The organism is Raoultibacter massiliensis (assembly GCF_900199545.1).
Classification (GTDB): Bacteria; Actinomycetota; Coriobacteriia; order Coriobacteriales; family Eggerthellaceae; genus Raoultibacter; species Raoultibacter massiliensis.
In genome coordinates this window covers 528257-550235 of sequence record NZ_LT962671.1, presented here as the reverse complement: position 1 = coordinate 550235, position 21979 = coordinate 528257, and the positions used below count along the sequence as shown (strand labels likewise).

Below are 21979 nucleotides of genomic sequence, written 5' to 3'. Positions count from 1 at the left end.
AAGGACGAGTTATCAAACCAAACGCCAAAAGAACAGCGGCGAGTCCTATCACCTGGACCGCTTTGCATGCAAACGACCCTCCCCTCACAACCTTTCGCCCCTCTCCTCGGCCGCATCGCAGAAACCGTATCCTCCCCCGTCAACCGCATGTGCGACGTCCTCTGCCACCAAATCGCGTACGAATCGAGACCACCCGTGATAGTATTCGCCACCCGCCTGCGCAACGCGCTCATGGAAAAGCCCGGACCATACTGATAAGTGCTCGCGAAGGAACAGCCCTTGGGCAAGCTGAGCCGAAACAACATCGCCAACGCAGCTCTCCTCGATTGCGCAGGCTTCGCGAGCGCAAAGGCTCGCCATGAACTCCAGTTCGTAGCCAATATGATCATCGGGTATCTTGTTGCGCCTTTCAACCGCAAAGCCAACGCGCTCGTACGCCTCACGCACTTGAAGCGTCGTTTCAGTCATAAGCCGACGGGGATGCCCAACGTAGATGGATTCGTACAGCGGAGCCCGGGGAGGACGAGGCCCCACGAAGAGCTCTGCATATTCGTTGCGGACCCTGGTTCCAAGCCTTGGATCGTTTGCATCCAAAGCCGCCAAGTGAGCCAGGATATCGCGCTCGCAGGGAAGAATCCACCCGTCACCGTCACGCAGCGCGGAGCACGCAGCTGCAACCTGTTCGCGCAACCGCTCGTCAGTAGGTTCGACGAGAAATGCAAAGGAGGCCAGCCGGTAAAGAGCCGATCTCCACCGTGCGCGATCGGCGCTCTCTGTCGGAATATCTCTTTCAACGGAAGTCATGGCCAGCCTCCTTGCAAATCGTTTAGACAATGGGGATGAAACGCATATTGGGTCCCGTCGGCTCGACGGTAAATCCGACGCCCTCGGGAACTCCCCCTTGCGCCTCAAGATCCTCTACGACGCCTACGGTGAGGACCTTCACAGGGCAGGCGTCGACGCACGCAGGGTTCTCGCCCCTGTCAAGCCGGGCTGCGCACATATCGCACTTCACCATGCGATCGTTCAGATCGTTCTCCAAGGGCGCACCGTACGGACAGGCCTTCTCGCAGGAATAACAGCCTATGCAGATTTCGGGATCATGCACGACGATACCGTCGTCACGTTTTTGCACCGCACCAGTTGGGCATACGTCAGCACAGGCAGGATTGGTGCAATGGTTGCAGGCAAGGGAGATGTACGGACCGGTCAGCTCGATCTGGGAGCTGGTTGCCTTGCGAGGGTAAACTCCAGGGGTCAGACCGTGACGGGCGCGACAAGCGGCTTGGCAGGTCTGGCATCCGATGCAGTATTTCTGATCGAGCAGAAATCCCATTTGACTCATATTATGTTCCTTTCAACGAATGGCGGTTAGGCCTTGACGATGTCAACCAGGCAGCTCTGGTAGGCGACGCCCCGGCCGAAGTCAGCTTGAGAATCAGCGGTTACACAGTTCACGTTTTCCACGCCAGTTACGGTCGACCAGGTGCTCTTGTAGGTACAAGCGGTACCCGGCGCCATAACGCCCTCGACCACGCGGGCGATACGACGAATGCTCCCCCGGTCGTTCGACACGACGACATCGTCGCCATCTGCGATTCCGCGATCCTGGGCGTCACCCTCGTTCAAATACACGTAGCTTTCGCCGAACAGGATGTTGTTATCCTCCATGTTGCCGAACACGCCGTTCAGAAACTCCTTTGCGCTGGGACTCACCAGAGCGATGGGATACCTGGCAAACAGATCAGGGGATCCCGTCTTCCCTTCGGGGTCCGGTGAGTAGACCACCGTGCGCGTGCCGTGATCGGCCAAAAGCTCATCGCTTGCGAATTGGAATTTTTTGGAGGGCGTGGCAAAACCGCTTTCCAGCTGAGCTTCCCATGTTTTGGGTTCAACGTCGAACCAACCTTTTTCAACCAGCTCTTCGTACGTGTACTTCTGGCCATCGAGAAACATCGAGCGCATGTCTTCGTTGGTGCGCTTGAACACATCGTCGTCGTAACCCATGGCCTGACCCAGGAGGTTGCACAGATCGAGATTGTTCATAGATTCGCCGAGCGGCTCGATCACCTGCTCATTGTAACAGTCGTAATTATGGCCGTAGCCACCGTTGAATTCCTCGTACTCGAAGAACGTTGGGGCAGGTAGCACGATATCGGCGTATTCAACCGTAGGGGTAACGAATATATCGTGTACGACAGTGAACAAATCCTCACGCTCGAGGCCTCGCCGTACCAGATTCTGGTTCGGATTGGAAACCATGGGGTTGCTTCCGAAGATCATGATGGAGCGAATGGGATTGGTTGAGAAATCATGCCCCTCACCGTAATTCTCGCCCGTAAGCACTTTGCCGAGCGCAGGTGACGAGTAGTTGCGGATGGTGGAAGCACTCGAGGCTTCGGAGGGCACGGTCTCGGTGAACATATCGAGATTGGCGGCACTATTCACCCCGTAGCCGCCCGAGCTGGTCATATTGAAATAGCATTCGGGATGGCCGATCAGGCCCGTAAGCAGCTTGATTGAGATATGGCTCATTCCGCCGTTATTGCGACGTCCCATCTGCAAGCCTGTCTTCAAGCAGGTACTGGTTCGGTTTTTCCATAGAAGCTCAGCGAACTGAGCAACCTGCTCGGCAGGAATACCGCACTCCTCCGCCACCCTGTCGGCAGTCCATTCGGCAACCGAGGCCGCATAGTCCTCATAGCCGATGGACCACTCTTCGATGAAAGACTCATCGACCATAGCGTTGTCGATAAGGTATTTTCCGACGCCCATGGCAAAAGCCCCATCAGTCCCAGGAAGCAGCTGGACGAACAGATCGGCCCACTCGCACTCGGGAACGCGCATGGGGTTCACCACTATGATCGCACCGCCCGCCTTATGCATCTCCTTGATGAATTTCATGGTATGCAAGCTGCCCGCCGCTGGATTATGCGACCAGGAGACGTAGAGGTCCTTGTTGGCGATATCCTCGGCGCGCATGACGGTTATGGAGCCGGTTGTATAAGGCAGCGAAAACACGTAGCCGTTGTTGCACAAGCTCGCCTCATGATACGTAGCTCCCATTTTGAAGAACAAGGGCTCGAGGCAGCGTCGATGAATGGCGCCTTGGTTCCCCTGGTAGCGAAACCACGTGATCGCCTCCCCACCGCTTTCGGCAATGATCTGCTTCCAGGTATCGGTGATGATCTGAACCGCCTCGTCCCAACTGATGCGCTCGAATGTACAACCAGGACCTTTCTTGCCCGTGCGTTTCATCGGATACAGGATGCGATCCTCGCGGTAAACATAATCGACGTAGTTCTGGGTTTTTACGCACAGGCCGCCGGCCGTATAGGGATTGTCTTTGTCGCCGCACACCTGCACAAGACGTCCATCGACAACCTTGCTCATGATCATGCACGTATCGAAGCAGTTGCGTGAACAGGCGCTATGATGCCACGTGCCCTCGGCGGCTTCAGCCTCGTAGCGATAGCCGGCAACCGTCGCCCCCTCGCTTTCGCCAGCAGGTTTAGAGGCGTTCTGCTTCGGTGCGCAGGCGATCAAGCCTCCCGTAGAGGTGCCCACGGCAAGCCCCGCGAGTACCGACCCTTTCAAAAAACCGCGACGGCTCATAGCATTGTTTTTCTCGAATAAGGGCACCGTCTTGTCATTGCGATGGATTACTCCCACTTCTCCTCCTCTTGTTCAGCACAACATGGATATCGCAGAGCGCTTCACTGCCCGACGACGCAAGAGGAGTATCGTGATTTTACCTACCATGCACATCATGGCGATTGCGGGATTTATGTCAATGACAACAGGAGGCTTCCATCCTAAAAACTAGGGGATACGTTATTATAATCCCTGTTCAGATAGCTATTGAGCTTGGTATTCATCTCGGAGGTCAACAAGCTCCTGGCGAGAATGGACACCGGTTTTCTCGTAAATATGCTTCACGTGCGTTTGCACCGTGCTTTGGCTAATTACAAGCAGCTCAGCGATAGCCGGCACGTTGCGCCCGAGCAAAACAAGATTGGCGATCTCCCTTTCGCGAGCGGAAAGGCCGTACCGATCGGCCCACATCTTCACGATGGCATCGGTATCGCGGTTCGCAGCCTGATTGCCTGACGCCGAGCCTCCATTCTCGACCAGCAAAGACTCGAGCGCATGCTTCGAGAGAGCCGCTTTCAACTCTGCCCTCTGAAAGGTCGCATTCACCCGAACAATTGAGAATATGACAACGATAACGATGGCATTTGCACATACGAGCAAAGCCATCGTAAGCAAGGCAGACTGCACGGGTATCATAGCAACGCCAATCAAAATACCAAGCAGCTCCCCGACGCTCAGAATAGAAAACCCGCATCCGAAAAGCATTTTCGTCGAATAGCCGCGGCGGCGGCAAATGGCTGAAAAATGGGTTATAAGCTGGATTTCCGCAATGTTGTGAGCTGCAAAGATCATTGCGAAGGCAAGCACTTGGATGTTGGAATCAACCACTGCGACCACGGTGATGCCGGCAAACATCAGGGGGACGAATATCCAGAAGATTTTGACCGTGGGAATCTTCAGGAGATAGGTGAACGCCGCCACCGCGAAAGAAACAATAGCTATCAGTGCGGCAACCGACAAGGAGAACGGGAGGAACAACGATCCATCCTCGAACATGCGCACCGCAGCAAGGGGCCACATGACCCCGAAAGACAGCCAGAGCACTGACGTGTAGCTCGATATCTTCCATTTGGTAAAAGAGCCGCTAGCCCGCTCGTCGATCTGGGAAATCGTCGGCTTTTCAGCGGTTTCGAAATGCCTTTCACCGCCCAATTCGCCTAAAAGCACCACGCCGCAAGCTAGGGGAAGCGCAACGAGAATCCCCACCGCAACGACCGAAGCGTTGTTCGCGACAACGGCATAGATGATGGCTGCTACAGCCATTGCCACGGGAACCACGCGCATGCTCAAACGAACGCTCAACGTGCTGTATAGCTTCGCGCAAGCGAGCGTAATGAAAGCGTCTCCGATACCCGCCACCGCAAACCCGGCGATCGAAAGCGCGAAAAACGGTCCATTTGCAAAAGAGGATGCGATGACGAGCGCGGAACCTCCCGCTGCAAGCAGCGAGCCCCATATCGTCAGAGCTCGGTCAGAAAGAGCCCTGGATCGATGGCGGGCAAGGAGAAACACACCCATGAGAGCCGAAGCGAAGGCAATCAAAAATGCCACGCGACCGACGATAAGATACTGCGCTGGATGAGGGGCAAAGGAAACGACTACGGGGGAAAAGAACAACCCCATGCGCCAAGCGAACAGGAAAGCCTGACCGCAAAGGCGCAATGGCGGAAAATAGATTTTAGTGTCCATGCTTGTTAGCATACCACTGCACGCTACCGGCGCATAGGTGCAATCGAAGAGAAGCCCGGGCCCCAGGCAGCAACCGAGGGCGCACCCAGAAGCGCGGTTTCACGCCGCCGCGAGACTCAACCATTCGAAGCGAGGCGCCCGCAACGAAAATCGAGGCGATGGCCTCGATTTACAGCGATCGCCACGTAGGCCGGTCGACCACGCGCACGTTGATGTAGGCGATTGTGCCGGGGTTTTCCTCCATAAGCTGCAGGATAACCCGCTCTTTGTTGCGGATCTCCTCGGTCGTGCCCGCTTCGCCGAACGATATCTCGATGCCGTTCTCAAGCGTGAGCGTCGTCGAGGCCGTTTCGGTCGCCTTCACCGACTTCACCTGATCGGCCAGGTCGGTGGTGAGCCCGCTCACGATATCGAGCGCGTTGTTCACGTTGGCGTCGGTGCAATGGGCGCCCACCTCGGGCGTCACGCCGAGCGGCACATCCGATATGTGCAGCACGTTTTCAGCATCTTCGTAAACTTTCTGGCTGATGGTCTTCGAAGCGTCCGACCCCTTCTCGGGGATGGCCATAAGCCAGGTGCCATCCGATGCGATGGCCCAATCTTCAGTCGTCTGGGCGCTGTCGATGGGCACGCTCACCACGGCTGCAATGGTCTTCTCGGTGATGGCAAGCTCGAGCGTATCGGGAAACACGCGGTTGACCGAAGCCTCTTGCACCCACGCTTCGCCGAGCAGGCGCTGCTGGATGCCTCCCGCATCGACGCGCAGAAGCGTCGTGCCCTCGGGAACCGAGGCGAGCTCGGTCATCTCGGTTGCAGTCAAATGCTCGACGCCGGTCACGCGCACGTTCGTTATGGTGAACAGGTTCGAGTTGTACACGACGACGCCGCCGATGACGAGCGCGCCGACAAGCGCGACAACGAGGCCGATGCGGATGAGATAGCGGCGGTACGTCCGCTGAGCGCGCCTCGCACGGTCGGCCTGATCCATATCTCCGATGCGGACCGAAGTCACCTGNAGAAGCGTGCGGGGCCGCCGATATGGTAGGTGGTATGGCGGGCGAGCGGCTCGCCCGGATAGATGTCGCCGTCGAAGGACTGGTCGACGAGCAGGGCCTCGAGTGCGGACGTATGGCGCGCAGTCATCCCGGCACCCGCCTACGCGTTGCAGCCGGCAACCCGGCTGCGCTCTTCAAGGGCTGCGGCAAGCTGGGGGCCGATGGCCGTCACATCGCCCGCGCCCATCGTGATGACAAGATCGCCCGGCGCCGCCTTCGAAGCCATATAGGGAACCACTTCGATCCTGCGCGGCACGTAGGCTGCGTCGGGGTGGCCCGCATGGTCGAGAACGACATCGAGAAACGTCTTGCCCGATACGCCGGGAACGGGCGTCTCACCTGCAGGGTACACATCCATGAACGTAACGGAATCGGCGGCATCGAACGCCGCACCGAACTCGTCTTTCAGCACTTCGGTGAACAACGGCACGCGCGAATACCGATGGGGCTGGAACAGCACGTGCACGTGTTTGAAGTCAAGTTTTTTTGCCGCCTGGATGGTAGCTGCGATCTCGGTGGGATGATGCGCGTAATCGTCGATCACGGTAACGCCGCCGGCCTCCCCTACCAAATCGAATCGGCGCCGCACGCCCGAGAACTGCGCAAGGGCGGCAGCGGCCGCATCGACCGGCATCCCGAGCGCCCACGCCAAGGCGAGCACGCCTGCGCCGTTGAGCACGTTGTGCTCTCCGGGATTCTGCTTGATATGGCCGGCTGCCGCCGTGCCATCGGGAAACGTCACCGTGAAATCGCTTCCGATGCCGCATGGCTCGTAGTTCGATATGCGGATATCGCATTGCTCGCCGAACCCGTAGGTGTAGACGGTTCTTCCCGTTTCGCGGGCGATGCGCACGAGCTCGGCATCCTCGCCGCACGCAACGCATACGCCGTCTTCGGGAACGGATCCGATGAACTGGCCGAACAAGCCGTAAATCTCTTCGATGCCGCTGTAGTGATCGAGATGGTCGGCCTCGATGTTCGTGACGAGCACCGCGCGGGGGTCGAGGTAGGTGAACGACTTGTCGCTCTCGTCCGCCTCGACGACGTAGTAAGAGCCGTTGCCCGAGTGGGCATTCGTCCCGTAGGCGCGCACGATGCCGCCGATGAGGAAGCTCGGATCCTGCCCCATCGCATCGAGCATGCTTGCGAGCATCGAGGAAGTCGTCGTCTTGCCGTGGGTTCCGGCAACCGCAAGCGTCTGCTTGCCCACGCCGAGCGCAGCGAGCATCTTCGCCCGATGCCAGATGGTCAATCCCCGCTTTTGGGCCGCGATGTATTCGGGGTTGTTGTCGAGGATGGCCGTCGACACCACCACCACGTCGGGATCCTTCGCAGGAATGTTCTCGGCTCCGTGGCCGATGCACACGCCGACGCCGGCTTCCTTCAGTTGCTTGGTGTAGCGGCTTTCCTTAAGATCCGATCCGGTGACGGTCATGCCCTGGTCATGCGCCACGCGCGCGATGCCGCTCATGCCGACGCCGCCGATTCCGATGAAGTGAACTGATTCGATGCGCTTATCTGTCATGGTCGTTTCGGTATACCTTTCATATGGTGATGCCCGCAGGCGCCGCGGCTTGTCCGTCCTCGGCGCAATCCTGCCGTTGGCATTGTATCGCCGCTAGCGCTTCTCAGCCGCAGCGATCACAACATCTGCCAATCTCGTGGCGGCGTCCTTCGTCTTGAATGCCTTCGAGGCCTCGCGCATGCGCTCGCGCACCGCTTCGTCTTCTATCATGGAAAACAAAAGCTCGGCGAACCGGTCGCCCTCGACCTGGTCGTCGGGCAGCATGTAGGCTGCCTTCCCCGCAACGTAGGCCTTCGCGTTGGTGGTCTGATGATCTTCGGTGGCGAAGGGGAACGGCACGAGCATGGCGGGTATGTGAAGCGCCGATATCTCGGCGAGCGAGGTTGCCCCCGCGCGCGATACCACCATATCGCACGCGGCAAGCGTCTCGCCCATGCGATCCTGGTAGCCGAAAAGCATCCAGCGCCTCTTCTCTTCGTCGCTCAGGGCGAGTTTTGCCTCGACCGCCTCGAGCTCCTTCGGCCCCGTAACATGCACGACGTACAGGTTCTCGACCGCAAGCAGCCGTTCTTTGAGCGCGCATACGGCCGTGTTGATGTGACGTGCGCCGAGGCTTCCCCCGAATACGAGCAGCATCAAGGCGTCTTCGGGTATGCCGAGCATCTCGCGGCCGTCCGAGCGCTTGGCGGCGAGCACCGATGCGCGAACGGGATTGCCCGTCACGACGACCCTCGACGCGTCTTCGAGCGCCGAGGCCGCCACCTCGTAGGTGAGGGCAACGGCGCGGGCGCGCTTACCGAGGTATTTGTTCGCCATGCCCATGACCGAGTTCTGCTCGTGCACGACAACGGGAATGTTCAGCATCTCGGCGGCGCGGCCCACGGGAATCGAGACGTAGCCTCCGAATCCCACCACGACATCGGGCTTCACATCGGCAAACCACTTCTTCGCAGCGCGCGTGCTCTTCAGTATCTTGGCGACGGCCCCGATAATGCTCGCCGGATGGCTCCGATCGAACCCCGCAGCTTCGAACGCGGTGAACGGTATGCCCGCCTCACGCACGAGTCGAGCCTCGACGCCCTGCGGCGTTCCCGCGAACAGCACCGTGTGGCCGCGCGATTCGAGCACTTCGGCGACGGCCAATGCAGGGTTGATGTGTCCTGCGGTTCCCCCGCCCGATAATACGATGACCATAGCCTACCTCCTCGCCCTCTTCCTGCTTGAACCCGCCTTGCCGCGCGTCGTCGACGGCCCCGATCGGCCCCGCTTCGGAGCCGATCCGCCGCGAGCGGCAGGCGGGGGACCCGAAAAGGACGAGCGCACGACCCGCAGGTCCTGACGCCTGCGATCGTAGACGCTCGGCACCTCGGAATGCTGGGAAACCGAAAGCACCAAGCCCACCATCAGCAAACTCGCAATGAGCGACGAACCCCCCGAAGAGATGAACGGCAGGGGCTTGCCCGTCGTCGGAAACAGTCCGAGAACGCAGCCGATGTTGAGAAACGCCTGGAACACGATCATGATCGTGATCGACCCCGCGACCATAGCGCCGAAGTTATCGGGGGCCGACCGCGCAATGCGGATGCCGGCGTAGAGGAACAGCAAGAACAGCGCGATCACAACCACAGCGCCGATGAGCCCGAGCTCCTCGCCGATGATGGCATAGATGAAATCGGTTTCGGCTTCGGGAAGATAGAGGAACTTCTCACGCGAATTGCCGAGGCCCACGCCGAACAGCCCGCCTTCGGCGAATGCGTAAAACGAGTGGATGAGCTGGTAGCCGTTGCCGTAGCCGCCCTCGCCGTCGTCCCACGGGTTCATAAACACGAAACGATCCTGACGGTAGCCCACCATGGATGCGAGGGCCGCGAATGCAAGGCCGCCGAGCACGAGCAGGGCGATCGTTCGCAGGGGAACCTCCCCTATCCAGAGCACGGTGAGGATGCCCACGAAGCAGATGATCGTGGTTCCCAGGTCGGATTGGGTTTTGTAAATGAGAAGCAACGGCACGACGATAAGGAGTGCAATCTGCACGAACAGGTTTCTGACATCGAGGTATCCGTTGCGGAAATCGAACAGGATGCGCGCCATCATCAGCACGAACACGATTTTCGCGAACTCGGAGGGCTGGATGCCGATCGGGCCGAGGTAGAGCCACCGCTGCGCGCCGAGGCCTTCCGTTCCCACGAACGCCGTCAGCAGCAAAAGCACCACCGCGCCGATCCAGGCGACCCACAGAAAACCGCCCGACCACACGTGGTACGGAACGAATTTCCACAGCACGAACGCGCCGAAGCAGCCGATGGCCGCGAAGCCGAGCTGCTTGACGAGGTATGCCGTCGGCGTGCCGCCCTCGCTGATCGCCTCGATCGATCCTGCCGAGTACACCATGACAAGCCCCATCAGCAGCAGAGCGAACACCGACATGAGCAGCATGATGCGAGGCCCCAGGATATGCGAAGGCGCCGAGCTTCCCGATCGCTGTGATGATGAGGGCTTACTCGAGTAGGTTGATGGTGTGTTTTGAGCCCTGCGCGCCATGTTTCTAATCAGCGCCCTTCTGCACGGCCCGTCTGCCGACGAGTTCTTTGAACACCCGCCCGCGATGCTCGAACGAGGTGAATTCGTCGAACGAAGCGCATGCCGGCGAAAGCACCACCGCATCGCCGGGTTCGGCTGCGACAAGCGCCGCATCGAGAGCCGACTCGAGCGTTGGCGCATGGTATACGGGAATCTCCCCCCGCGAGAACGCTTCGGCAAAGCGCGGCCCGGCAGCGCCGAAGCACACCACGGCTTTGCAATGCGCATTCGCCGCCGCAACGAGCCCCGACAGGTCGGTGCCCTTGTCGTCGCCGCCCAAAAGCACGATGGGCTTCACGGAGCCGAACGCATCGAGGGCATGAAGCGTCGCATCGACGTTCGTCGCCTTCGAATCGTTGAAAAGGGCGACGCCCCCGATGTTCCCGCAGGGCTCTATGCGATGCTCGAGGGGCGCAAAGCTCCGCAAGCCCTCGCGCACATCGCGCGCATCGACGCCGAGCGCCAAAGCGGCGCTTGCCGCCGCAAGCGCGTTCGATGCGTTATGGATCCCCTTGAGCTGAAGCTCGCTGATGGAAACGAGCGCTTCGACGCTGCCGCCGAAATCGACCGTCAACGTGTCGCCGTCGAGATAAGCTGCGTTTTCGCTGCCGCACGCCTCGCGCATGTTCCCGGCAAGGCCGGCCTTCGTGCCGATGGGCACATACGAGTACCCGCGCTCGGCACCCAAGGCACGCACGCGCTTCACCTCTTCGCGCACGACGGCATCGGTGGCATCGAACACGGCGAAGGAGCCATCGCGACGGCCCAGGTTCGCAAGCACTTTGAACTTGGCGTCGCGGTAGTTTTCAAACGAGCGGTGCCAAGCTAGATGATCGGGTGTGATGTTGAGCACGACGGCCACATCGGGAGCGAACAGGGTCGTCGAAGCCAGCTGGTAGGATGATGTTTCGGCGACGAACACGCCGACGCCGCCTTCAGCGACGGCCTCCAGGCACGTATCGCCGATGTTGCCGACGGCTTTGGCCGCGACGCCCGCGCAGCGAAGCACATGGGCGACAAGCGCCGTTGTGGTGGTTTTCCCGTTCGTGCCCGTAACCGCCACCCAGCGGGAGCCGGCGGGGCTTTCGCGCCATGCAAGCTCGACCTCGCTGATGATCTCGCCGCTCGCAGCGGCTGCGCTTCGATAGAAGTCCGAAAACTGCGAGATGCCGGGCGAGGCGATGCACAAGTCATAGGCTTCTTCGATTTCGCGATGGTCGAACAGCACGCGGACGCCCTCAGCCTGCACGGCCTCTGCAAAGGAGCAGGCGTCATCGGTTTTGTCGCCCGCAGCCACCGTCACGCTCTCGACGCGCGAGCCGACGAGCCCGGCCAAATACGTCGTTGCAGCCTTGCCGCTTTTTCCAAGCCCCAAAACAAGCACGCGCCCGAGATGGCTCGGGGCGTGTTTCTTCGAGGGATCGATGTTCGGCACGCCGCTCACCTAGACCGCCCCCACAAGAGATTGGGCGAAGTAGATGGAGAAGCCGAACGCGGCGAGCACGCCCGATATGATCCAGAAGCGCACGACCACCTTGGTTTCGCTCCATCCCTTCTTCTCGAAGTGATGATGCAGCGGCGCCATGAGGAAGAAGCGCTTCTTCGTTTTCTTGTAGTAGAAGACCTGGATCATGACCGACACGGCTTCGGCCACGAACAGGCCGCCGATGATGAGCGAGACGAACTCGGTTTTGGTCACGACCGCAAGGCAGCCGAGCGCCATGCCGAGAGCGAGCGATCCCGTGTCGCCCATGAAGATGTCGGCCGGATGCGAATTGAACCACAGAAAACCGATGCACGCGCCGGCGAGCGCCGCGGCGAAGATCGCAGGCTCGAGCATATCGGAGCGGTACGCGATGGCGGCCATGACGATCATGACGATCATGACCGTGCCCGATGCGAGCCCGTCGAGGCCATCGGTGAGGTTCACCGCATTGCACATGCCGACGAGCAGGATGTTCACGAAGATGAGGTAGAGCCATGGGATGGCGATGCCGTCGCCGATGGGCACGACGGTGGTGAGCATGCCGAAATCGAACGTGTAGACGAACGGGATCTCGACGGTCGGAGCCACGCCGAGCAGGTTCACAGCCACAAGGCAGAACACCGAGGCGATGGCGAACTGCCCGACGAGCTTCGCCTTCGGCGTGAGGCCGAGAGAGCGCTCTTTCACCACTTTCGACCCGTCGTCGATCAAACCCAAGAATCCGGTGAGCACCGTTGCCCCCAGCAGCACGAACGTCTCGGGCGTGGGTTTGCCCACAAGCACGGCCGCAACGACCACGGCCACGAGCATGATGACGCCGCCCATGGTGGGCGTGCCCTGCTTCACGAGATGGCTTTCGGGACCATCGGCCCTCACCTGCTGTCCGATGTGGCTGGACTTGAGGAAGCGGATCCAAACGGGCATGAGCGCAATCGTGATGACGATCGCGATCACGATGGACAAGAAGACGAGAAACGTCGGATATTGCGAAAAAATCGAAAACATGTCAGTTCACAAGCCCCCCGACAACGCGCTCCAGACCCATGAAGTGCGATGCCTTGACAAGCACCGCGTCCCCTGGCTCGAGCAAGTTGTCCAACTCCCCGAGAACGCCGGGGATGGAATCGGTTTCCAATACGGTATCTGCATCCATGCCCGCCTCGCGCGCAGCGCGCGCGATGTGAGCCGAAAGCTCTCCTGTGCATACAAGGTAATCCAGGTTCGAGGCGGCAGCAGCACGCCCGATGCCCTCATGGCAGGCAACGGCGTAATCACCGAGCTCTCCCATGTCGCCGAGCACGGCGACGCGCTTGCCCTGCACGGCGAGCGACGAGAACATGGCAAGCGATGCGCGCATGGAATCGGGGTTGGCGTTGTACGCATCGTCGACGATGGTGAAGCCCGCTCGGGCCTGTATCACGTGCTGTCTGCCGGCCTCCGGCTGCGCCGATGCAAGGGCGGAGGCGATCGTCGCCGCATCCATCCCCAAACGCGCGCCTACGCTTGCGGCGGCGGTGGCGTTCTGCACGTTGTGCAAACCTCGCAGGTTGAGCTTGCAAACGGCCTCGTCCCCTGCGACGTGCAGCACGAAACCGGGTCTGCCCTCCGAATCGAGTTCGACGTCGGTTGCGTAGGCATCGGCTGCAGTATCGACGTCGCGCGCCGAACCATCGTAGAACCAGATGCCGACAGAGCGCTCGATGGCTTTCGAACACTCAAGCACGAGCGGCGTGTACGCATCGCTCGAATTGACGAATGCGCAGCCGTATCCGTCGGGAAGAGCCTCGATGAGCTCGGCTTTCGCGCGGGCGATGTTCTCGCGGCTGCCGAGAAGCTCGATGTGGCTTTCACCGATGTTGGTGATAAGCCCCATATCGGGCTTCACGAAATCACAGAGATCCGCGATCTGGCCCAAGCCGCGCATGCCCATCTCGACCACCACGACCTCGGTCTCGGGGTCGGCGGATAAGAGCGTTTTGGGAACGCCGAGTTCGTTGTTCTGGTTCGCCTGGGTGGCCACTACCGAAAACGACGCCGACAGCACGTCTCGCACAAGGTTTTTCGTGGTGGTCTTGCCCGTCGAGCCCGTCAAGCCGACGACATGGCCCCGCAGATATCCCCGCCACGCACGTGCGAGGTCGATGATTGCGGAAAACGTGTTGCTGACCTCGATGACGGCGGCACCCATCTCGCGCGCGAGCAGGCAGGTCGCCTCGTCGGGAGCTTCCTGCACGAGTACCACGACCGCCCCCGCACGCAAGGCCTGCGGCACGAAGGCGTGCCCGTCAACGTTTTCGCCGGGAAGCGCCACGTAAAGATCGCCCGGCGATACCGCACGCGAATCCCAGGCGACCCCGCAGGCGAGTTTGCTCGCATCGATCGGATTGACAAGCACGCGCCCGCCAGTGTATTCGCAGATCTGTTTGGAGTTAAGCCGCATCGCCGCCTACTTAGAGGCCCGGTCGAGCTCTTCGGCCGCCACGACGAGATCGTCGAACGAAAGCACCGAATCGCCGACAAGCTGATAATCCTCGTGCCCCTTGCCCGCGACGAGCACCGAATCGCCCTCATCGGCAAGCGCGATCGCACGCGCTATGGCGCGTCTGCGATCGGGCTCGACCTCATAGCGATCGGCGCCGGCCGTCATGCCCGGCACGATATCGTCGATGATGGCCATCGGATCCTCGTGGCGCGGATTGTCCGACGTCACGACTGCGAAATCAGCGCTGAGCGCTGCCCTCCCCATGATGGGGCGCTTACTCGAATCGCGGTCGCCGCCGCATCCGAACACGACGATGGTTTTGCCCTTCGTAAGCGCCTTGATCGAGGCGATGGCCTTCTCGAGCGCATCGGGGGTATGGGCGTAATCGACGTACACGGAGATGCCGAGGTTCTCGCCCGCACCGTTGACGCGCTGCAGGCGCCCGGGAATCTGGGGAGCCTCGGAAAGAGCCTCGACTATCGTGGATGCCGGATACCCGAGCTGCATGCCGATGCCGAATGCGCACATGATGTTCTCGACGTTGAACTTGCCGACGAGCGGGTAATCGAACGAGTACTTGGTTCCCCGAACGTCGAGCACGATGGAGGTATGGGTGGTTTCGTAGGTGACCGAAACGGGCTTTATCTGAGCCGACGGATCGAATCCCGTGGTTATCACGCTGTCTTCGGCGACCGAGCAACGGCGCAGCAGTTCCTTGCCGTACTTATCGTCGATGCAGATGACGCGCTTGGCGGGGTAATCGCGCGAGAAGAGGCGAGCCTTCGCCTCGAAGTACGCCTCGAACGTCTTGTGGTAATCGAGGTGATCCTGCGTCAGGTTCGAGAACGCCGTAACGGCGAACTTCGTGCCCCACGTGCGTTCGAGATCGAGCGCGTGCGAGCTCACCTCCATGGCTACGACGTTGACACGTTCGTCGCGCATGCGGGCGAACAGGCGCTGCAAATCGGGAGATTCGGGCGTGGTGTGCTCGCTTTTCTCGAGCTTCTTGCCAATATGCACGCCAACCGTTCCGATGACGCCCGTGCGCCTTCCGGCGACATGGGCTATATGTTCGACCAGGTAAGTCGTCGTCGTCTTGCCGTTCGTGCCGGTGATGCCTACAAGTTCGATGTCCTTCGACGGATGGTCGTAGAAGTTCGCCGACGCCTGAGCCATGGCCTTGCGCGTGTCCTTCACCACCACCTCGGTGATATCGGTTGCATCGGCAAGGTACACCTTGCGCTCGACGACGAGCACCTTGGCTCCGTGGTCGATCGCATCCTGCGCGAAGGAATGGCCGTCGGTCACAAGCCCGACGATGCAGAAGAAAGCATCGTGGGATTCGACCCGATCGCTCCGATAGGCGATTCCCTCGACCATCTCGTTCTCGTTTCCGATGATGGTGCAGTCGATCCCTGCGAACAGCTCTTTGCAAGTCTTTCCCATGACGTTCCCTCTAGTTCGGCATTATCTTGTAGCGGTCAATCGCAAATGCCATTATATCCTTAAAAACGGAGCTGACGTTTCCGCCCCCTGGAACCTCGTTTGCGCCCACAAAACAAACCAATTGAGAACTCGAGTCAGGCAGAAATCCCGTAAAGCACAGGTTGTAGATATCCTTCTTGTACACGCCTTCTTCGGCTATCTCCGCCGTCGATGTCTTGCCTGCAACGCGGTATCCCTCGATCTGGGCACCCGTGCCCGTACCCGAGGTCACCACGGTTTCAAGCATGCTCGTGATGGTGGGGATCGCCTCTTTATTGTCGACGACGTCTTCGGTAGCGTACGTCGGAGTTTCGTCGGAAAGCGGTTTTTCCACAAGGAAATGGGGGGTGACCTCGACGCCGTCGTTGATGAGCGCGCCGTAGAAACGCACCATCTGCAACGGCGTGACCGACACGCCCTGACCGAAGCTGATGTTGTACCCCGTGATCTTCGCCCACTGCTCCCGAGGCTGCAGCGAGCCCAAGCCTTCACCCGGGTAATCGATGCCCGTCAGCTCGTTGAGGTTGTATTTGACGATCTTGTTGTACAGTTCCGTGAAGCCGAGCTTCTCGACCGAAAGGGATATGCCGACGTTCGATGAATTGTCGAGGATCTGGCGCAACGTCATGGTTTCATCGCCGCGCTCGTGCGCGTCCGACACCTTGTACTCGTCGGCCTCGATGACCGCAGGGCAGAATATCTCGTCGTCAGGGCTCATCACGTTGTTCTCGAGGATGGCCATGGTCGATACCGTCTTGAAGATCGATCCGGGTTCGAATATCTGCGTGATCGATTTCGCCTGCGTCTCGGATCCGTCCACGATAGTGCTCAGATCGTTCGGATCGTACAGGGGAAGCGATGCAGCCGCGTATATCTCGCCTGTGCCCGCATCCATCACGATGGCGTTGCCGCTTTCGCCGTTCACCTCTTTTACACCGTCGGTCAGGCTTTGCTCGACCTTCTCCTGCAAACTGATGTCAAGCGATACGATGATGTCCTGCCCGTCGACGGCGGCAACCTCCTCTTTGACGCCTCCCGGAATGGGCGTGCCGTCGCGGCCGCGCTCGACCACGAGCGTCCCCCCCGTACCCGAAAGCACGTCGTCGTACTGCAGCTCGAGGCCCGTAAGGCCCTCGCCGTCGATGTTGACGCAACCGATGACCTGGCCGCCTATCTGGCCGTAGGGGTATTCTCTCTTTGTATCGGGGATGAAGTAAATACCGTCAATCTTAAGCTCTTTCACCTGGTCAGCAACATCTACGTCGGCTTTGCGCTTGATGTAGACAAACGAGATGTCTTTCATCGTGAGCTTTTCCTTGTAATCGGCGGGCTCTCCCCCGAGAATCGCGGCAAGCTGGTTCGCCGCCCCATCGGCATCCGTCACCTCGTAAGGGTTCGCGTAGATGGTCGTCGCATCGACGCTCGTTGCAAGCACGTAGCCGTTTCTATCGTAAATGGTGCCGCGTCTGGGCGAAGTTTCGATGTTGGCGGTACGCGCCTCCTGAGCCTGCGCCGAATACTCCTCGGATTTCACTACCTGGAGGAAAACGAGCCTGGCGAAGAAGATGAGCGCGATGGCTGCGAACACCGCGATGACCACTGCAGCGCGGCTCGATCCGTCGGCCAGCGCATCGCCTCCGAACGACCTGTTCGCCGCACCGCGCGACGCGATGCGGCCTGAGCCCGTTCGGCGCGAGCCGGATGACGTGTGCCCCCGCTTTTCAGCCATGGGCTAGCCTTGCGCTGTGGCTGCCTGGGCCGATGCAGCTTCCACGCTCGATGCGAGCGACAGGTTGCCGCTTGCATCGGTGGCAACGACATCTGCTTCAAGCGTTATGGTGAGCGCCTGCTCGGGCTCGGACATGCCGAGTTTCGAAGCAGCCTCCTGCTTGACGTTCGTGGGATTGGAAAGATAGCTTTGGCGCACCTCGAGCTCGTTGCCCTCGGATCGCGCAGAATCTATGTTGGTCGACAGTTCGTCAGCCGACAGGGCCGTCGTGACCGTAGCCGAAGCAAGGCCGATGCGGACGAATCCCAGCAAAGCGAACACCACCAATACGACGGCGAACGCTTTGGCGAGGAAAATCGCCGAAGACGATACGGTATCGGGGCGGTTTTGAGGCCTTCCCCCTGGAACAACACGGACTCGTGGAGATCGTTCGGGCATCCGCTCGGGATACCGGTATGCTGGCGCGGCGCCCATGACCACTCACTCCTTCCGTTTTAGCTGCGTTTCAGGTGGTCTGTACTCTTCTTTTCTTTTGTTGAACCGATGCGATTCCCTCAAGCCCGAGTTTGAAGGCTCTTCCGATCCGCTTGATCTAAAGCTTTTCGGCGACCCTCAGCTTGGCGCTGCGTGCGCGCGGGTTGCGCTCGATTTCCTCTTCGGTCGGCAAAACGGGTTTGCGCGTGACAGGTTCGAGTATCGGCTTCTTCCCGCACACGCAGACCGGGAGGTCGGGCGGACAGGTGCAACGGTTCGCATATCCCGCGATTACGTCTTTCACGATACGGTCTTCGAGCGAATGGTAGCTGATGACGACGAGGCGGCCGCCTGGGTTCAACCATCGAACTGCCGCCTCAAGGCCGCTTCTCAGCACCGAGAGTTCAGAATTGACCTCGATGCGAAGAGCCTGAAACGTACGTTTCGCCGGATGGCCTCCAGCGCGCCTGGCCGAAGCCGGGATGGCGGCCTTGATGATCTCCACGAGCTGTGCGCTCGTTTCGATCGGCGCCTCCTGGCGTGCCTTCACGATGAACTCCGCTATGCGGCTCGCCCATTTCTCGTCTGAGTAACTACGGATGATCCGAGTGAGATCTGCTGCGTTGTAGGTGTTGACGATCTCTGCTGCGTTTAGAGTGTCATTGCCCGGATTCATCCGCATATCAAGTGGGCCGTCCTCCTTGAAGGAGAAGCCACGAGAAGGCGTGTCTATCTGCACCGAAGATACGCCGAGGTCGAAAAGAAACGCATCGACCCCCGGCACTTCCGCAGACAAAAGGAGCTCATCCATATCGCCGAAGTTACCCGCCAAAAGCTCGATATTCGGTCGGACGTCATCCGGAAGCGCCATAAGGCGATCCTTTGCCGCGGCTCGCGCCACTGCGTCCTGATCGATGCCGATCAGGGTTGAATCCGGCCCGAGCAGACGGGCTGCTTCGAGGGAATGCCCTGCACCGCCGAGTGTTGCGTCCACGAATATGTGCTGTGTTTTAAGGTGTAGGTATTCGAGGCACTCGGCGAGCAGAACCGGTGTATGCCGATATTCGTTTGTCATTGCGCTCACGTCTTGAAATCAGTCTTCGACGAACAGAGAGGAAAGATCCACGCTGCTGCAGAAGTCGTCCCAACGCTTTGCGTCCCAAATCTCGAAGTGGTCAGTATCCCCCACCAAAACGACGTCCTTGCCAAGGCCTGCTGCATTGCGCAGATCGGCAGAGATGCCGATGCGGCCGGAGGCATCGAGCTCGACGTTCTTGGCGCGCGAGTTGAGCACCTTGCGCATGTTCACATGCTTGGAGTTGCTCGGTTGGAATCCCCCGTCTTTGTCGAAAAGGGAAGCAACCCACGCGCTGAAGCCGTCCGAGTCGAACACGTACAGGCTGTCGTTCTTCGGAGAGAGCGTGATCTTCAAGTTCATCGGTAGCACCTTGCGAAAATCGGAAGGAAGGGACAGACGGCCTTTGGCGTCCAGCTTATGCCGAAACTCGCCAACGAGATCCGTCATGCATGCCTCCCTTTCATTCGCTCGAGTGTTTTCCGATGGGTGGTATTCTATCCCACTTTGACCCACTTCGCAACAAAATACGGGAATATCCCCCTAAACGGAACCCCCTTTGCCACCACGACAACGCGGTCTCTATGCTGCGGATATGGGATGTACACCACATATGGCGCACCACCCCGCTTTCGGACACCAGATGCAGACGGGGACAAAGTGGGAGACTATGGGTAACGGATGGGAAACGTGCGGTTGAAGCACCCCCGAAGATGTGCGCAAACCGTGAATGGCCCGATCGCGATCATATCGAAATCGCGCCCTACCAGCTTGCGAGGCGAGACGGATGCGCGGGGCGCCGGTGGCGCAGGGTGGGAGCAAACTAGGTGGGAGCATGTGGGACGCACAGGCGCAGCACACGGGAACGCGACCGCAACCGTCGACGATGCCCCTCGATGCACCGTGCGGATCCACTACGCATCGAAAAGCGATCCCCTCTAAGCCTTCCCTCCGAAAATCCTTCGAAAAATGGCGGCCAATGCAAGCTTCTGTAGCCTTCCGAGGCAATTACGGGGCAATTCGGGGACCGATCGACCATTGCTGCCGGCATTTCCCCTGTTCGCAATTATTAAATATATTACCAACCATGTCCGATGCCGACAGAAGCTTGCCTTGACCGCCATTTACAAGGCGATTTCAACCAGGGAAGTTCTTGAGGAATTCGAAGTGCACGGGAATCACCGGATTACTGCAGGCCGAGCGGCCGGAAACGCGCATCGATCCGCGGCGCATCGGTCCGCAGCACATCGCAAGCGGCACCGCTCCGTCGAGCACCTCAGGTATCCTTGCGGTTGCCCAGGTTGTCTTTCCGGTTGCGCGATGCGGAGTCGAACCGACCCGATGAATCGCCCCTCTTCTGCTGCGCGAGGAGATCATCGGCGCGCCGATCGCGCGAGGGCTGATCGCTCTGGCCGTCTAGGGGCGTCGTCCATGGCATTGCGTGATCATCGGCGGAATCGCCCTTGCCAAGGCGCTTGCCGTCGAGCGTCGCGCCTTTGACAGACGTCCTATCGCGTTCGTCGGGGTGCTTCCCATCGTTCTTGTCGCCCTTGTCGCTCTTATCGCGCCTGAATGATTTCGTGCGCTGAATAAGCACCGCCCCGATCAAGAACGGCATCCAGAACACAAGGCCGCGATACACGAGCGCAATGGCCATGCCCGCAGCGCCCGCCACGCCGTACGATGTGAACAGCACAAGCACGGCGGCTTCGACAACCCCTACGCCCTGCGGCGTGACGGATATCATCGCAAACAGAGTTGCAACAACGTATCCGCAGATGAGAGCCTGTGGTATGTATACATCGAACGCGATGCCCACCAAACAGAAGCAGGCAAGCTCGCAGGTGCTTGCAAGGATGGAGCAGCCGAACACCTTGGCAGTGGTTTTGGGGTTCTTCACAATGAGGACGGCCGCATCGCCGAACGAAGTCACGGCGCTTTCGATCCAAGGTTTCAACGGCTCTTTCTTGAGCCGCACGCGCACGCGGTTCACAAGACGCTCGACGGGGCGAAGCATGCGCATGAGCAGCGCGGGTTTTTTATGCCCGAGCACCATGATGGACCCCATGACGGCCACAAGCAGCACGACCACAAGCCCGAGCAGGAACCATAGAGGATCGAGCTGCCCGGCAAATTCCAGAATAACGAACCCGATGATCATGATGGTCATGAAGCCCGACTCGATGGACATCTGCATAAGGAGCGCCGCAGAAGTTGCCTTGCCCGCCGATATGCCGCGGCGATGGGCGTCATCCACGACAAGCGTGGCACCCGCCATATTGAGCGAAGGAGCGATCGTATTCATGAAAAACGTGCCGAACACAAGCGGCAGCGTCTCGCGCGGCTCCATCTTCTCCTCGACGGCGGAAAACGAATACGAGTAGGCGAAACTCTGGGCGAAGTACTTGCACAGCTGCGTGAGAACGGCGGCGATCAAGGGGATGACCGCACCCTTTTTCATGGTCTCGACGAGCTCGACAAGCTGATCGCCACGCAGCAGCACGAACGCCAAAACGATGACGATCACAAGGCCCATCATGAGCTTCTGTATGCTGAACTTCACGCTTTTCCACTCCGTCCGTGCAGATATGCTATGGAATAATACACTAGGAACGGCTGCGCACGCGTCCGATTAGGGAAGCTGTGTAGAAAGGGACAGATTACGGTTGCCAAACCGCAGACTGCTCTCGTCCGAGCGCACGCACGTCGGCTGGCGGTTCTACGTCAAGGCGAGCGCATGGGAGG

The 21979-nt window shown here is 59.7% G+C and carries 17 protein-coding genes; all 17 read right to left on the bottom strand.

The annotated features are described in order from the left end of the window. Positions 1-84 precede the first annotated feature (84 nt). Positions 85-804: a TorD/DmsD family molecular chaperone gene (locus C1719_RS06450; RefSeq protein ID WP_102374360.1), complete on the bottom strand. Its 720-nt coding sequence runs from the start codon at positions 802-804 to the stop codon at positions 85-87. Positions 805-826: 22 nt separating this feature from the next. After that, positions 827-1345 carry a 4Fe-4S dicluster domain-containing protein gene (locus tag C1719_RS06445; RefSeq protein ID WP_102374359.1) on the bottom strand — a complete coding sequence of 173 codons (519 nt, stop codon included), beginning with the start codon at positions 1343-1345 and terminating at the stop codon, positions 827-829. A gap of 26 nt (positions 1346-1371) precedes the next feature. Continuing rightward, a complete protein-coding gene (locus C1719_RS06440) occupies positions 1372-3672 on the bottom strand; it encodes a molybdopterin-dependent oxidoreductase (RefSeq protein ID WP_146007855.1) in 2301 nt (766 codons plus the stop codon). Between the two features lie 186 nt (positions 3673-3858). Further along, the gene (locus C1719_RS06435; protein WP_180963502.1) at positions 3859-5343 is read right to left on the bottom strand and encodes a response regulator transcription factor; all 1485 of its coding nucleotides are present in this window, start codon (positions 5341-5343) and stop codon (positions 3859-3861) included. A 169-nt stretch (positions 5344-5512) separates the two neighbouring features. Next, a complete protein-coding gene (locus tag C1719_RS06430) occupies positions 5513-6331 on the bottom strand; it encodes a cell division protein FtsQ/DivIB (protein WP_102375955.1) in 819 nt (272 codons plus the stop codon). 167 nt (positions 6332-6498) lie between these two features. Continuing rightward, the gene (gene murC / locus C1719_RS06420) at positions 6499-7923 is read right to left on the bottom strand and encodes a UDP-N-acetylmuramate--L-alanine ligase (protein ID WP_102374356.1); all 1425 of its coding nucleotides are present in this window, start codon (positions 7921-7923) and stop codon (positions 6499-6501) included. A 93-nt stretch (positions 7924-8016) separates the two neighbouring features. Further along, positions 8017-9117: an undecaprenyldiphospho-muramoylpentapeptide beta-N-acetylglucosaminyltransferase gene (gene murG, locus C1719_RS06415; RefSeq protein WP_102374355.1), complete on the bottom strand. Its 1101-nt coding sequence runs from the start codon at positions 9115-9117 to the stop codon at positions 8017-8019. A 3-nt stretch (positions 9118-9120) separates the two neighbouring features. Continuing rightward, entirely contained in the window at positions 9121-10359 is a 1239-nt protein-coding gene (locus C1719_RS06410; protein WP_245874394.1) for an FtsW/RodA/SpoVE family cell cycle protein, read from the bottom strand. Positions 10360-10468: 109 nt separating this feature from the next. Further along, positions 10469-11938 carry a UDP-N-acetylmuramoyl-L-alanine--D-glutamate ligase gene (gene murD, locus C1719_RS06405; RefSeq protein ID WP_102375954.1) on the bottom strand — a complete coding sequence of 490 codons (1470 nt, stop codon included), beginning with the start codon at positions 11936-11938 and terminating at the stop codon, positions 10469-10471. 9 nt (positions 11939-11947) lie between these two features. Further along, positions 11948-12994 carry a phospho-N-acetylmuramoyl-pentapeptide-transferase gene (mraY, locus tag C1719_RS06400; RefSeq protein WP_102374353.1) on the bottom strand — a complete coding sequence of 349 codons (1047 nt, stop codon included), beginning with the start codon at positions 12992-12994 and terminating at the stop codon, positions 11948-11950. Between the two features lies 1 nt (position 12995). Continuing rightward, entirely contained in the window at positions 12996-14429 is a 1434-nt protein-coding gene (locus C1719_RS06395; RefSeq protein WP_102374352.1) for a UDP-N-acetylmuramoyl-tripeptide--D-alanyl-D-alanine ligase, read from the bottom strand. A 6-nt stretch (positions 14430-14435) separates the two neighbouring features. Beyond that, a complete protein-coding gene (locus tag C1719_RS06390; RefSeq protein WP_102374351.1) occupies positions 14436-15917 on the bottom strand; it encodes a UDP-N-acetylmuramoyl-L-alanyl-D-glutamate--2,6-diaminopimelate ligase in 1482 nt (493 codons plus the stop codon). Between the two features lie 10 nt (positions 15918-15927). Continuing rightward, positions 15928-17685, bottom strand: a complete 1758-nt coding sequence (locus tag C1719_RS06385; RefSeq protein ID WP_102374350.1) for a peptidoglycan D,D-transpeptidase FtsI family protein — start codon at positions 17683-17685, stop codon at positions 15928-15930. A 3-nt stretch (positions 17686-17688) separates the two neighbouring features. Further along, the gene (locus tag C1719_RS06380) at positions 17689-18159 is read right to left on the bottom strand and encodes a cell division protein FtsL (protein WP_102374349.1); all 471 of its coding nucleotides are present in this window, start codon (positions 18157-18159) and stop codon (positions 17689-17691) included. A gap of 118 nt (positions 18160-18277) precedes the next feature. Continuing rightward, positions 18278-19234, bottom strand: a complete 957-nt coding sequence (gene rsmH, locus C1719_RS06375; RefSeq protein WP_102374348.1) for a 16S rRNA (cytosine(1402)-N(4))-methyltransferase RsmH — start codon at positions 19232-19234, stop codon at positions 18278-18280. 18 nt (positions 19235-19252) lie between these two features. Then, a complete protein-coding gene (locus tag C1719_RS06370) occupies positions 19253-19684 on the bottom strand; it encodes a division/cell wall cluster transcriptional repressor MraZ (RefSeq protein ID WP_102374347.1) in 432 nt (143 codons plus the stop codon). 826 nt (positions 19685-20510) lie between these two features. Beyond that, positions 20511-21797: a lysylphosphatidylglycerol synthase transmembrane domain-containing protein gene (locus C1719_RS06365; RefSeq protein ID WP_245874393.1), complete on the bottom strand. Its 1287-nt coding sequence runs from the start codon at positions 21795-21797 to the stop codon at positions 20511-20513. Between the last annotated feature and the right edge of the window lie 182 nt (positions 21798-21979).